Source organism: Kitasatospora kazusensis, assembly GCF_039529945.1.
Lineage (GTDB): Bacteria > Actinomycetota > Actinomycetes > Streptomycetales > Streptomycetaceae > Kitasatospora > Kitasatospora kazusensis.
This window is the reverse complement of sequence record NZ_BAAANT010000040.1, coordinates 44,654-57,686: the sequence shown is the minus strand read 5'-3', so window position 1 is coordinate 57,686 and position 13,033 is coordinate 44,654. Positions and strand designations below refer to the sequence as shown.

Here is a 13,033-nt window from a genome sequence, read left to right as displayed (position 1 = left end):
TACCGCCCTCACCTCATCGACGGATGCCTCGCCGCCACCGGCCTGATCATGGACGGCTGAACCATCCTCAGGCCGACATCACGAATTCAAGTTCAGTGGCAGTGCCGCAAGATCGAACGGGACTGCTGGGGCTGCGGGGAGACGTTCACCGGTGCGACGAACTACTGCGACACCTGTCGGAACTCCGAACGGATGTGCACGGGCTGTGGAGTTGCCTTCACCGGAAAGCGCAGCCGATGCAACCGGTGCCAGAACGAGGACCGAGAGTGCGCGGGCTGCGGTCGGGAGTTCCGCAGTGCCGGAAACCGGCTGTGCTCGGGCTGTCGGGCGAAGGACCGAGAATGTCCCGATTGCGGCCGGATCTTCTGGGGCAACCGCACGATCTGCCCTGGCTGTGAAGCAACGGACCGGGTCTGCGTGGAGTGTTCCAGCCCGTTCTGGGGGCGAGACCGCCGTTGTGGTCCGTGCAAGTGGCACAGCGTTCCCCCGGAGATCCGGACTAACCGGTCCCGTGCCTATAACAACGCGCGTCGCGCCCGGATACTCGGCACGGAGGCGCGGGACCGCGTCACCGAGGCGGAGTATTCGGAGATTCGCGCCGGAGGGCAGTGCGTCTACTGTGATCGTCCAGCTGCAGACGGGGACGTGGACCACATCCGGCCACTCACACGGGGCGGGCGTCACGAGGTGGCGAACCTGGTCCTTGCCTGTATCAACTGCAACCGGAGCAAGAACAACTCTCTACTCGTGAGGTGGCGGCCGGACCGCGTCGAGCACGGTTGTCGGGTGTCGGCGAAGGTACGGGCGGAGTACGAGCGCCAGGTCGCCGAGGGGCAGGAGTCGGGGGCGATGTTGTAGCCCGTGAGGTCACCTGACCTCGGCTGGCGTCGATGCCAGTAACTGTGACGTCGCCCATGGGTGTTGTCGGGTCAACGCCCAATCGGGGACTGCTAAGTAAGTGGCATTGGGGCTAGGCCGTTTCCTAACTGCGGATCGGCGCCCACCCGGCTACGAAGGGCACCCAGCCCGGCCGCTCCCTCGGCGACCGGGCGCATCTGTGTCTCGTCCGCCCCGGGCCCGCACATCTTGATCAGCACGAACCGGTCTAGCCTTTCACTGCCCACACCGCGGCGACACAAATCTGGGTCGTCTTGTCAAGGACAGCCCAGGACGTGGTATGCCAGCCGGGCAGCGGCGGGCATTTGTTCCCTGCGGGGATGACCGCCGTGATCTGCATGATGACGTTGGAGCCGGGAGGGAATTGTGCGGGCTTGCAGTTGGTCACCACCTCCAGGAAGCCGTCATATTTCTGGTAGTCGGGGGTGTTCGCGGGGAAGCACTGGTTGACCTGGAACTGGCGGGCCAGGCAGAGCACAGTTGTGGTGTGATCGCCGTTGGTGTGGCCGAGGGACGTCTGACCGTACTGAGTCGGGCAGCTTGCTTGGGTGGTCGTCGCCGCGGTGACCCGGTAGTAGGCGCTGCCGCCGCGGCAGTCCACCACCACCGGCACATCGCTGCTCCACAATGACCCCATCCCTGTCAGGTAGTTGCTGACGCATTCGCCGGTTTGGACAGAACGGAAGGCCACGTCGACGGGGTCAGGAGGAGGCGACGGTGTGGGCGGCGGCTCCGGTGGTGGAGTCGGGCTCGGGGGCGGAGGTAGCGGGGGCGTCGGAGGCGGGGGCGGCACCGGAGGCGGAGAGGGCGCCGGAGGCGGGGACGGGGTCCAATGGATGACGACGTTCTTCGCAGCCGACGGGGAGGGCGAGGAGGATGCGGTGAGACTGCCCACCCATTGCCCCAGCGGCTGGTAGAAGAGGCCGGCGAGGACCGCGACGATCACCGCCACGCCGATCAGCGGAAGAGTGATGTGGAAGTGCTGGTCGCGGCCGGCCTGGTTGAGGTGTGCGTGCTCGCTCGCGCTGGCGTCGAGGCGGAAGCTGACGGTGTCGTCCTGCCAGTGGTCCGGTTCCTGGTCGGGCTGTGGGGGCATCGCTCACCGCCCTGTGATGTGGATGTCCCCGGCGGCCTGGTTGATCCGGCCGTGGCCGGAGGCGCGTGCATTCATCACGACCGACGGGGCCTGGCCCGCTGTCGAGGCGGATGCTGTCAGGGCCTCTACCAGCTGCCGGAGCTGGCCAGCCGCACCGGGGTCGGCCGCGAGCAGCCGTCGCAGTCGGTTCGTCCACTCGTCGAGGACGGCTTGTTCGCTCCGGCCGTCGGACTGCCGGCGGGCCTCGGCGACTTCTTGCCGGGCTTCGTCGAGTTCGGCGAGCACCGTCTCGGCCCGCTCGGGGTGACGGCGACGCCAGAGGTCGCCGACCGTGCTGCGGATCTGTTCCCAGGCACTGGTGGTCAGCTGCTGGACTACCGCCGCGGCAGCGACTCCGGCCAGCGTGCTCAGTTCTGTGTCCACGGTGTTCTCCCCGTTGATGTGGCCCGTGTCGACTCCCCGCGCGGGCCCCCGCATAGCACTTGCTGCGACAGTATGGCCATGCCAGCACCTAAGTGCTTTGCAAGCATACAAAGTTGACGGAAATTCAGGGTGTTTCAAGGGGGGCCAGGGGCAAGCTGCGAGCCCACGATGGTTCCCGAGTCGGTCCGCATGATCCATCCGTCGGTCAGCTCGCCAGCCGCCCACCTCACTCTCGCTGCTCTTCTACCGGGCCGGAAAGGCCGCAGCCATTCAGGCTTCGCGTCTGACAGATCACCGCGCTCGTACGGGTGTCTCCTGAGCGCGAATGATGCGGTGTGCCTCAGCTCCATCCATGCATCGTATGGTGAGGCAACTCGCCAAGGACAACAAGGGAGTTGAGTACTTCTTGAGGTTCCCGAATAAAGGGCGCGCGGCTGTCTGCTCCGGAGCGGCGGCCTCCGCCTCGATGGTGACGGGCCGAATATGCAGACGGGCAATCCAGTTCCTCTGGTTCTGTGGGTCAGTACCGGGTCTCCTGTGGGGCGCTGACGCCGGCACGCCGTAAGATCGGGTGTGCGTGGCGCGGGGCTGCGATCCTGAGGAGTACCCGTGTCCGTCCCGCCGACCGCTGAGCCCACCCTGTGGGAGCTCCAGCGGGCCCTGTCGCAGCTCCGCGAGGACCAGCGCACGGGGATCGCCGGGCTCCGTGAGGACCTCCGTGGTGATCTCCAGGCTCTGGCCGCTCGTTTCGAACAGGTCGTCACCAAGGATGTCTACCAGGCCGACCAGCGGCTTATGACGCAGCGGGTGGCGGTGGTCGAACGGGACCTGGCCGCCGAAGCCCGTGCCCGCCAGGACGCCGAGGCGAAGGCCCTGGCGGGGCGACGGTTGATGGTCGGCGCGTTCCTCGCCCCCTTGGCCGTCACCGCCGTTCAGCTCTGGCTCCTGTCCAAGGGCGCGGGCCCGTAACAACCCTATGAAGTGCAAGAGTTCATACCGCAAGGCGCGGGGGAGAAGCAGGACGCGCCCATGCAGCTCGTCACCCGTGCTCAGCTCGGCTGGCCGGATTCCGCCGCACCCGACCAGCCCACCACCCGGGGCGTCAAGGTGCACTATGAGGGGACCTTCGTCTCCCCGGCCCTCGCCGGTGACCACTCCCTGTGCGTACAGGAGGTCAAGGACATCCGGGCGAGCCACCTCGCCAACAAGACCGAGAACTACTCCGACATCGCATACTCCTACCTCGCATGCGTCCACGGCTACCTCTTCGAAGGCCGGGGCATCGGCAAGCGCACTGCCGCCAACGGCGACCAGCCGCTGAACCGGGCGCACTACGCGGTGTGCGGCCTCATCGGCTCCGAAGGCCTGACAGAGCCGACCGACGCCCTTCTCGGCGCCATCCGCGACGGCATCGACCTCCTCCAGCAGCACGGAGCCGGACCGGAGATCCTCGGGCACTGCGACGGCTACGCCACCGAATGCCCCGGCGGACCGCTGCTCGCCTGGGTGCGGCGCGGAGCACCGCGCCCGGGCGGCGGCTCCGTGCCCGCCCCGCCGCCGACGCAGTCCGCCGGCCCCGCCTGGCCGGGCCAGTACCTGCGCGACTACACCGAGAGCGACGCCGCCCGGACCTGGCAGCAGAAGATGGCCGACCGCGGCTGGAGCATCACCGCCGACGGCGAGTACGGCCCCAAGTCCGCCGCCGTCTGCGCCCAGTTCCAGCGCGAGAAGGGCCTCGACGGGGACGGCGTGGTCGGGCCGCTCACCTGGGCCGCCACCTGGAACACCCCCGTCACCTGACCCGCGCCCACCTTCCCGGAGCCCGGCCCGCGGCTGCCCCGGCTGCTCCGGGAGTCGTGCTACACCGGATCGCGGCCGCCCCGCCGACGGCCGGCAGCCCACCCCTGAACCCCAACTACCCCGCCACCAAGAGGAGATCGTGAACATCTACCTGTCCCTGCTGAGGACCGGCGTGCCCGCACTGGTCGGCTGGCTGGCCGCCCTGGCGGCCCGGTACGGTCTCGACCTCGACCCGTCCGCCCTGTCCGGCGTCCTCGTCCCGCTCGCCGGCTTCGCCTACTACGCACTGTTCCGGTTCGCCGAGGAGAACGTCAGCCCGACGTTTGGCTGGCTCCTCGGCTACGCCCGCCCGCCTCAGTACCCGGGCGGGAAGGCTGAGCTTCCCGCGCGTTGATCGTCCGTACGCGCCGGGCATGCCCGCCGTCATGGCGGCGGCGTTCCGGTTCGGACGGATGTGATGGCTACGTCGCCCATGAGTAACCGGCCCTCCTTCGAGAGGGCGAGCCGAAAGGGGCCGTAAGCATGTAGCTGCCACCGCGCAAAAGGGTGAGGCCCCCACTCATGGAGTGGGGGCCTGACCTCTTGGAGGACTTCAGGCTATCAGCCCGCTCGCCCACCCGCACCAACATCCGTGCGCATAGAATCAAGCCGTAGCCTTGCCGTGTTGACGATGGGATGGTGTTCAGGGTGAAGAAGCCTCTCCTGGCCGGGAAGAGCGAGTTCGGAGCTGTCTACGGGGTGACGGCAGCCCGGGTCTCGGAGTGGGTGACCCGCGGGAACCTGGACTACTCCTACGCCCGCGTGATCTCGGGCTCTCCGTACTGGCTGCTCGACTTCGTGCGCAGGTTCGGTGAGCTGACCACCCGGTCGAAGGCTGTCGACGAAGCCGCTCTCCAGGCGATCGTGGAAGCACAGCAGCCGGCGGCCTGGGTCGCCGCCGTGGGGGAGCTCCCGGTGATCGTAGGCCAGCAGGAGGTCATGCAGATCTTCGGCCTGGAGCACGGCACGTTGGTCGAGCAGGCGCAGAAGCGCGGTGCGTGGCCGGCGGGCGACTGGAGCCTCTCCGGTTCCCATCTGTGGCTGCTGGACACCGTCCTGGAGGCGGCCGCACTCGTGGCGAAGGACCCGACTGCCCGGCCGTGGGCTCCGGCCGAAGCCGAGCGGGTACGGCACCGGGCAGTGGCCCGGATCTGGATGCCCGACGATGAGGTGGTGGACGCGCTGCGTGAGGGTTCGTACGACGGCCCCGGATCGAAGATCCTGCCGCGCGGCCGGGCTGCGAAGAAGGCTGTACCGGCCGAGTAGGCGTTGGACACAACAGCAAAACGCGTATAGAATTAAGTCGTAAAGCGGGAGGGTCCCGCTCGCTGGAGGCGGCTATGCGCATCAACGTCAGGCCGGCCATGGGGCCGGTCGCAACGATCAGGGGGAGGGATCTGCGCGTCGTCATCGACGCGCTCGGCACCCACGTCCGGGGGGGTGGAGGGTTGCACCGTCGCGCCTCCGTCCTCCTGGGTGAACTGCGCGAGGTGGAGCACCGCATCCCGGTCCAGCTGTGCGGCTGCGGCGCCGAGCACCACCCTGCAGACTGCCCCGACGCTGCCCGCCGACGTGGCGCCGGCGCCGATGCGCCTTGATCAATCCCATCCTTTAGGTCAAAGATAGGTGACAACTTAACGCAAGGTTGCCTATCTTCTGAGGGGGGATTCGTCATGCCCAGCGCCCAGCCGCGCCTTCCGGGCCTGGAGGACATCGAGCAACTCGTCTTCCCGGACCACGAGCCGAACGCCTCGATCCAAATCCGGTTCGAAGCCTTCCACGAGCTGAACCCCTGGGTTCTCCGCGAGCTCGAACGCCGAACCGCCGAGTGCGTCAGCGGCGGCTGGAAGCGCATCGGCATCGGGATGCTCTTCGAGCTCCTGCGCTACCGGTACGGCCAGGCCACCAGGGGCGACGAGTTCCGCCTCAACAACAACTGGCGCTCCCGCTACGTCCGGCTGCTCCTTGAGCGCCACCCGGAATGGGAGCCGCTGTTCGAGGTCCGCGCCCTACGCGCGGCCTGACCCACCGACACGACCTCTTGGAGAGAGAACCGTGCCACCCAAGATCAAAAGCCGGAAGCCCACCGGCATCGTGCCCTTCCCCCTCGTCCTCATCGAGGGCGAGGAGGGCGCCGGAAAGACCTATAGCGCCGCCCAGTTCAGCGCCTCCAAGCTCATCGGCCAGATGTACTGGATCGACCTCGCAGAGGGATCCGCCGACGAGTACGCCGCTCTGCCCGGCACCCAGTACGAGATCATCGAGCACGACGGCACGTACCGGGACATCCGGGAACAGATCGAGGCTGTCTACTACGAAGCCCGCACGGCAGCGCAGGCCGGACAGCCCCCGGTGGTGCTGACGATCGACTCGGTCAGCGCCCTGTGGCGGATGCTGACCACCTGGACCCAGGAGCGCGCCCGGCGGACCAAGAAGAACTCCAAGGCCCTCGCCCAGGACCCGGACGCCGACGTCGACGTGCCTATGTTCCTGTGGAACGACGCGGTCGACCGCTGGAACGACGTCATGCACTTCCTGAAGACCTTCCCAGGCATCGTCGTTGTCCTCGCCCGCGGCAAGCAGGTCAGCAGCGTCGACGACAACGGAAACCCCATCACCGGCCGTTGGGAGTGGAAGGTCGTCGGGCACAAGGACCTGGCGTTCGACTGCTCGGTGTGGGTACGAATGCGCCGAGGCCAGGAGGTGGAGGTCGTCAAAGTCCGCTCGCTGCGGATGGCGGTCCCCGACCGGAAGCCTCTCCAGATCCCCGACTTCACCATCGAGGACCTGGTCTTCAACCGAATGGGCTGCTCCGTCAAGTCCCAGCCGCGCGTGATGCCGGAGCTGGCCGCCGACCGGACAAGGCCGTGGCTCGCCCGCGTCGAGGCCGCGATGGACAAGGCCACGCTCAGGAGGCTCTGGGACGCCGCGCACCCCCGGCAGTCCGGCCTCGGCGAACAGGAAGGCGACATCGTCGCCGTCGCCATCCGCCGACGCCTCAGCAAGCTCACCGAGCCGCAGCGCGACATGGACGACGAGCCGCTGACCGAGGCCGAGAAGCTACGCGCCGCCGCTGCCAAGGAGGACGCCGACGCGGAGAAGCTGCGCGCGGCCGCCGCCGCGCTGCAGGACGCCGACGCGGAGTTCGCCGGCGACGAGCCTCCGGCCGAGAGCTGACACCCGCCGGGCCGCCCAAGCGGGCGGCCCGGTCTTCATGACCTCTTGGAGAAGAGACCCCATGTCCACAGCAGTCATACCCAGCTCGCCGTCCATCTGGGCAGCCGTCGAGGCGGCGGACGGCCGCCGGCCCCGCTCCCTGCAAACCCAGCTCGGTGCGAGCGACACCGTGTGCGAGCGCCGAGCCGCCTACATCCTCCACGGACACCCCAAGACCGACACCGTGTTCAGCCGGTCCGCCGCGCTCGGCACCATGGCCCACGAGGGCCTGACCAAGGCCGCGAAGGCGGAGTTCGGCTGGCTCATCGAGCGCAAGGTCGCCGACCCCGCCATCCGGGGAAGCATCGACATCGTCCAGCTCGACGAGGCCACAGCCAAGCGCCTGCCCGCCCGGCTGCGACCCAAGGTGACCGCCGACGTGGTCACCGTCGAGGACATCAAGACCAAGACCGTCTGGAAGTGGGACGACGTCCTGCGCTACGGCCCGACGGAGGCCGAGCTACGGCAAGTCCACCTCTACGCCGACCTGCTGCGGACGGAGGGCTTCGAAGACCGTACGGGGCAGCGCGTCCTGGCCCGGCTCGGACCCGTCGGCGTTCAGCAGATCCGGCTTCGTTACGTGTGCAGGGACAACGGCGACGAGCACGTGTACGAGATCCCTTTCGACCCGCAGCGGGCCGAGGAGGCACGGTGGTGGCTCACCCGGGTTGCTGAGACCAAGAGTCCGGAGGACGGCCGCCGTGACTTCATGGGGCCCAACTTGGACGCCGTGTGCGACTTCTGCCCGTTCGCCACGGCTTGCTGGGGCATACCGGCGCCGGGCCGCCCTGCGCAGACAACGCTGATCCACGACGACAAGGACGTGGAGCAGGCGCTGATCGACTACGTCGAAGCTCACAAGCCCTTCGCCGAGGCCAAGCGGGTCAAGGACTTCGCCCGTAAGAAGCTCGACGGATCCAAGGCCGGCCGGTACGGGCCGAACGTCCTGAAGTGGGGCGGGGAGAACCCCCTGGAGGAACCCGACCTGGCGAAGATGATCGAGCTCTTCGACGACGCCGGCCTGAAGGTCCCGCAGACCGAGGACCTGGCCAGGATGGTCAAGATCCTCAAGGCCGCCGGCCTGCCCGTGCCGATGCGCGACACCGGCAGGTCATCCGCGAGGACCATCCGCATCGTGCCGTACCGGGAGTGATCCCCCATCCGGTCCAGCGCGCACGCCCGAGCACCACCGAGGGGAACCCGCAGTGTCCATCCACCTGATGATCCTGGCCAGCTACCTGCCGAAGGACCTGGTCAACCCGACGCAGAAGCTCATGATGCAGAAGCTCGCCGACTCCGCCGATGACGAGACCCGCCTGTCGCGGCCGGGCATGAACCGGATGGTCGCGTGGGTAGGCGTCGGCGAGAAGCGGTGCACGACGATCATCACCGAGCTGGTCGCCAAGGGCCTGGTGGAGCGGGTCGAGGTCGGGCGCCCGGGAAGGGCAGCGGTGTACCGGGTCTTCCCGCTGGCGGTGCCGGAGATGCCGAAGGCCGACGACCTGAGGGCGCAGCGGCTGGTGGCGAACAAGGCGCCGAAGAACCCGAATCTCGCCCGGAAGGGAGTGAAGAGGGCCGCACCGTCGAAGGCGGCGCGCACCTACCTGGACCTGATGGGCAAGGAGACGCCGGCCGAGATGGTCTCTGCAGCGGATGGGTTCCCCCAGGGGAACCCAGTGCCGGAGGGAGAACAGGTTCCCCCGGGGGAACCCATCAGGTTCCCGCAGGGGAACCCAGCAGGTTCCCCTGCGGGAACCCCTTCCTTTCCTTCCCCTGCCTCTTCCTTTCCTTTCCCCCCTACCCCCGTGGCTGGCGCCACAGGGGGGCCCGCTCCCGCAGCTGGAGATGACGATCCGTCGTCCGCTGCGCAGCTGGAGGGCTGCCCGGCGCACCGAAAGGCCGCGGGGAACTGCCGGGCGTGCGGCACCAGCCCGAGGGCTCAGCTCGCGAAGCAGGACGTGGCGCGGAAGGAGGCTGCACGGGCTCAGGAGGGCCAGTTCTGGCAGGACTGGCACTCGGAGGCGGAGCAGCGTCGCAACCAGGCGCAGAGGGGTGCTCAGGCACTCCAGGCGGCTCGGCAGGAGGCGCGCGCGGTGGTCGCAAAGGCCCGCGGCAGGCTCCAAAAGTAGGTAGCAACTTTATGACGTTCTAGGAGAAGGTGGATCGGATGATCTTAAGCGTATAGAATTAAGACATAAGCGAGAGGGTCTCGCTCGGAAGATCGGAGGAAGCGCATGACGTACCTGCCAACGCTCGGGAGCGGCGTGGGCGGAGTTCTGACACTGGGCCACACTGGCGAGCTCGTACCCTTCCTCCTCGACCTCGCCGAGCGGCTCGACGATGACGAGGCTGTGGGCGAGGCCCTCGCCGAGATCGCCGACCTGCGCGACCGGGTCCGAAGGGAATGCGACCTCGACGACCTCGGGCATGCCGAACGCGCGCTGGACGACAGAGCCGTCCGGCTCATCGAATCGCTCGGCCACGGCGTCACGACGCTCGACAGCCGCCAAGGCGTCCACGCCATCCAGCAGGCCCGCCGGATCGCCGCCGAAGCCCACCGGATCGCCGAGGTCGCCACCGCCTACGCCGACCGCCTCGCCGCCGGCGCCCACCGGGCCGCATAGCACCACCGGGCCGGGCGTACCCGACCCGCCCGACCAAAAGTAGGCGACAACCTAACGCAAGTTGCACCCAGACCGACCTTTTGGAGACCACCGTGAGCCTCGCACCCATGCCCGACCACCGCCGGATCAACGACCCCTACTGGCTCCGCCTGTTCGAGAACTACAGCCACATCATCCGACCCCTGCGCGAGCGCGGCTTCGTCACCGACTTCGAAACCTGCGGTGGCGCGTACTACATCCACGCCGCCCTACCGGACGGCAGCCACCTGTCCATCGCCAGCGACGAGGCTCTGCCCAGCAACCCCCACGACGTGAAGGGCTGGCGCGTCTGCCGCCACCACGACGACAACCCGACCATCTCCGACCTCATCTACGACTCGACGTTCGCCGGCAGCGACCTGCTCAACAGCCAGCTCCGCTCACCGCTCTTCGCCGCCGTCGACGCCTACCTCCTCGCCCGCGGCCTGACGGAGCCGTGGCGCGCCGCCTTCCAGCCGGTCGCGCTCAGGTTCCAGCACATCACGGCCGACGGGACCCCCCGCTCCCCGGTACTGCGCCCGTACGTCGAGCGCGAGTACGCGGCGCAGGCCTACGACGTGCACCACCAGAGCCTGCCCGAGGACGGCTGGCACCGGATCTACATCCACCCCAGCCGCGAGTGGCCCAGGAGCGTCTGGATGCGCGGCGACGCCCTGCTGCACCTCGGTGTGACCGCCGCCGAGTTCGCAACCAGCACGGACACCGACCGTGGCTGACCCCACGACCCCGGCCCGCCGCTGCCACTGCGTGATCGCCCACCCGACCACCGACGCGGAGCGCGCGGAGATCGTGGACGCCATCACCGAAGCGCGCCGCATCAACGACTCGCGCGGCCTGCTGATCAACCTGGCCCGCCTCACCGGCGCCCGGACCTGCCCGGCGAACGCGAGGCGGCCGTGACCGCCGACCTCGCCTTACTCGGCCTTGCCGGACTCGGCGCACTCATCTGGGCGGCACTGGCCATCGACGACTTCCTGACGGAGCGCCGACGCCGCCGAACAGGCCGCCACCGCTGAAACACCCCGCCCGACCCACCACCCGGGCCGGGCACCCCCGACCTCTTGGAGAGAGATCACCACCATGGCCCTGAAAGTCATCGACTTCCTCTGCGGCGCCGGAGGCAGCAGCACCGGCCTCGTCGAGTCCGGGATGGAGCTGCTCCTCGGCGTGAATCACTGGAGCCTCGCCCTCCAGACCCACGCCGCCAACCACCCCAACGCCGACCACCTGCTCAGCGATGTCGCCGACATGCGGATGCGCTACCTGCCGAAGGCCGACGGCCTATGGGCCAGCCCCATCTGCACCGAACTCAGCCCGGCCGGCGGCAACGCCACCGAGCCGCCGGACAACCAGCTTGGACTGTGGGACGAGGACGACGACGGGATCAAGCACCTCCCGAAGGAGGCGTTCGAGAAGACCCGCGTCACAGCCTGGTGCACCGTCAGGGCCGTCGAGGCCCGCGCCGGGAGCTTCAAGTTCGTCGTCATCGAGAACGTGCCGGACTTCGTCACCAGGTGGCCCCTGTTCCGCGCCTACGTCTCCGCAATGGCCGACCTCGGCCTCCAGCACCAGATCGTCAGCCTCAACTCGGCCCACATCGGCGATGACCACAACGCGCCCGCGCCGCAATGGCGCGACCGGGTCTACGTGGTCTTCACTCCCAAGGGAGCCCGCAAACCCGACCTCGCTCCACGCCCGTGGGCCTGGTGCTTCCAGTGCGACAAGAACATCAGGGCCCGCCAGAGCTGGCGCGACCCGAAGACGAAGGCCGGACGCTACGGCGTCCAGTACGACTACCGATGCCCCAACAGCCGGTGCCGGCGGGCGATCGTCGAACCCTACGTGCGCCCAGCCGCCGCAGTCATCAACTGGAACGACATCGGCACCCGGATCGGAGAACGGAGCAGGCCCCTGGCCTCCACCACAACGGCCCGCATCCAGGCCGGACTAGAGATGTACCCCCACCAGCCGAGCGCCCTGACCATCACCCACGGCAAGGACGGCGACGCGCGGGCCTTCGACCCCACCGCTCGCCCCCTACCGACCCGCTCGACCAAGCAGGGAGAAGCCCTGCTGGTGCCAGCCGGCGGCAGCTGGAACACCGACACGGCCCGCACCGACGCTCCGTTCCGCGCGCGGACCACCCGCGAGAGCGAAGCCCTCGTGGCAATGCCCGAGCCGTACATCGTGGAGTACCGCAACCACTCCACCGCAAGCCGGATCAGCTCGCCCCTCGCCAGCGTCACCGCACAGGGCAACCACCACGGCCTGGTCGTGCCAGGGCAGCGGATCGCAGCCCCCTACCGGAACACCCTCGTGATCCCCTACCGCAAGGCGGCCACCCGAACCGCCGGACACCCCTTCCACACGCTGAGCACGAAGGCCTCGGCCGCCGTAGTCCGCTCGGCGCCCGCCATAGAAGACTGCCACTTCCGCATGCTGCAACCCCGTGAACAGCTCCTCGGACAGCGGTTCCCGGCGAACTACATCGTCTTCGGCGACTCAGCGGCCCAGACCATGCAGGCCGGCAACGCCGTCAGTGTGAACGTCGCCCGCTTCATCGGCGAACGCCTCCAGGCGGTGCTGTGATGACCTTCCCCCACATCCTCCGCCGGGCCCAACTGCTGCGGCGGCTGCGCATCGTCACCCTGGACGACCCGCAGCCCGTGCTCATCGTCACCGACAGCCCGGACCGGCACTGCCGACGGTGCCACGGCGACGGCGGATGGCTCAGCGGCTACCACTGGGACGCCTGGACACCGTGCGGCTGCTGGAACCCCGACTGGCACATCCGGCTGGTCCCGCTGCCCCGCCGCCTGGCCGACCGCCGCCACCCGCTCGACCGCCGCTCGCGCCGCTGACATCCCCGCCCGCCCCGCCGAACCTGCGGGGCGGGCCC

At 68.7% G+C, this 13,033-nt stretch carries 18 protein-coding genes; 15 read left to right on the top strand and 3 right to left on the bottom strand.

The features are described 5' to 3' along the window. Positions 1-192 precede the first annotated feature (192 nt). On the top strand, positions 193-858 hold the full coding sequence (locus ABD330_RS32550) for an HNH endonuclease (protein ID WP_425555640.1): 666 nt from the start codon (positions 193-195) through the stop codon (positions 856-858). A gap of 247 nt (positions 859-1,105) precedes the next feature. On the opposite strand, the gene ABD330_RS26155 is transcribed toward ABD330_RS32550, so the two are convergent. The 3 genes from ABD330_RS26155 to ABD330_RS26145 form a co-directional block, all read right to left on the bottom strand. Beyond that, positions 1,106-1,588 carry an LppU/SCO3897 family protein gene (locus ABD330_RS26155; protein WP_344468455.1) on the bottom strand — a complete coding sequence of 161 codons (483 nt, stop codon included), beginning with the start codon at positions 1,586-1,588 and terminating at the stop codon, positions 1,106-1,108. Between the two features lie 10 nt (positions 1,589-1,598). Then, positions 1,599-1,730, bottom strand: a complete 132-nt coding sequence (locus ABD330_RS26150) for a hypothetical protein (RefSeq protein WP_344468454.1) — start codon at positions 1,728-1,730, stop codon at positions 1,599-1,601. A gap of 266 nt (positions 1,731-1,996) precedes the next feature. Then, complete coding sequence (locus ABD330_RS26145) at positions 1,997-2,416, bottom strand: hypothetical protein (RefSeq protein WP_344468453.1); 420 nt, start codon at positions 2,414-2,416, stop codon at positions 1,997-1,999. A gap of 609 nt (positions 2,417-3,025) precedes the next feature. Here ABD330_RS26145 and ABD330_RS26140 point away from each other — a divergent pair. The 14 genes from ABD330_RS26140 to ABD330_RS26075 all read left to right on the top strand — a co-directional run bounded on the left by ABD330_RS26140 (position 3,026) and on the right by ABD330_RS26075 (position 12,995). Continuing rightward, a complete protein-coding gene (locus ABD330_RS26140; protein ID WP_344468452.1) occupies positions 3,026-3,385 on the top strand; it encodes a hypothetical protein in 360 nt (119 codons plus the stop codon). A 60-nt stretch (positions 3,386-3,445) separates the two neighbouring features. Then, on the top strand, positions 3,446-4,216 hold the full coding sequence (locus ABD330_RS26135) for a peptidoglycan recognition protein family protein (protein ID WP_344468451.1): 771 nt from the start codon (positions 3,446-3,448) through the stop codon (positions 4,214-4,216). A 139-nt stretch (positions 4,217-4,355) separates the two neighbouring features. Further along, positions 4,356-4,610: a hypothetical protein gene (locus ABD330_RS26130; RefSeq protein WP_344468450.1), complete on the top strand. Its 255-nt coding sequence runs from the start codon at positions 4,356-4,358 to the stop codon at positions 4,608-4,610. A 293-nt stretch (positions 4,611-4,903) separates the two neighbouring features. Further along, complete coding sequence (locus tag ABD330_RS26125) at positions 4,904-5,521, top strand: hypothetical protein (protein ID WP_344468449.1); 618 nt, start codon at positions 4,904-4,906, stop codon at positions 5,519-5,521. Between the two features lie 74 nt (positions 5,522-5,595). After that, positions 5,596-5,853 (top strand): hypothetical protein, encoded by a 258-nt coding sequence (locus tag ABD330_RS26120; protein ID WP_344468448.1) that lies wholly within the window; start codon positions 5,596-5,598, stop codon positions 5,851-5,853. Positions 5,854-5,928: 75 nt separating this feature from the next. Next, positions 5,929-6,279, top strand: a complete 351-nt coding sequence (locus tag ABD330_RS26115) for a hypothetical protein (RefSeq protein ID WP_344468447.1) — start codon at positions 5,929-5,931, stop codon at positions 6,277-6,279. Positions 6,280-6,310: 31 nt separating this feature from the next. Further along, on the top strand, positions 6,311-7,432 hold the full coding sequence (locus ABD330_RS26110; RefSeq protein ID WP_344468446.1) for an AAA family ATPase: 1,122 nt from the start codon (positions 6,311-6,313) through the stop codon (positions 7,430-7,432). A gap of 61 nt (positions 7,433-7,493) precedes the next feature. After that, positions 7,494-8,624 (top strand): PD-(D/E)XK nuclease family protein, encoded by a 1,131-nt coding sequence (locus ABD330_RS26105; protein ID WP_344468445.1) that lies wholly within the window; start codon positions 7,494-7,496, stop codon positions 8,622-8,624. A gap of 52 nt (positions 8,625-8,676) precedes the next feature. Then, positions 8,677-9,600 carry a hypothetical protein gene (locus ABD330_RS26100; RefSeq protein WP_344468444.1) on the top strand — a complete coding sequence of 308 codons (924 nt, stop codon included), beginning with the start codon at positions 8,677-8,679 and terminating at the stop codon, positions 9,598-9,600. A 105-nt stretch (positions 9,601-9,705) separates the two neighbouring features. Beyond that, positions 9,706-10,095, top strand: a complete 390-nt coding sequence (locus ABD330_RS26095; RefSeq protein WP_344468443.1) for a hypothetical protein — start codon at positions 9,706-9,708, stop codon at positions 10,093-10,095. 92 nt (positions 10,096-10,187) lie between these two features. Continuing rightward, entirely contained in the window at positions 10,188-10,850 is a 663-nt protein-coding gene (locus tag ABD330_RS26090) for a hypothetical protein (RefSeq protein ID WP_344468442.1), read from the top strand. Beyond that, positions 10,843-11,034 (top strand): hypothetical protein, encoded by a 192-nt coding sequence (locus ABD330_RS26085; protein WP_344468441.1) that lies wholly within the window; start codon positions 10,843-10,845, stop codon positions 11,032-11,034. The genes ABD330_RS26090 and ABD330_RS26085 overlap by 8 nt, the downstream gene beginning before the upstream one ends. A 180-nt stretch (positions 11,035-11,214) precedes the next feature. After that, complete coding sequence (locus ABD330_RS26080) at positions 11,215-12,723, top strand: DNA cytosine methyltransferase (protein ID WP_344468440.1); 1,509 nt, start codon at positions 11,215-11,217, stop codon at positions 12,721-12,723. After that, a complete protein-coding gene (locus ABD330_RS26075; protein WP_344468439.1) occupies positions 12,723-12,995 on the top strand; it encodes a hypothetical protein in 273 nt (90 codons plus the stop codon). Before ABD330_RS26080 ends, ABD330_RS26075 begins: the two co-directional genes overlap by 1 nt. Positions 12,996-13,033 lie beyond the last annotated feature (38 nt).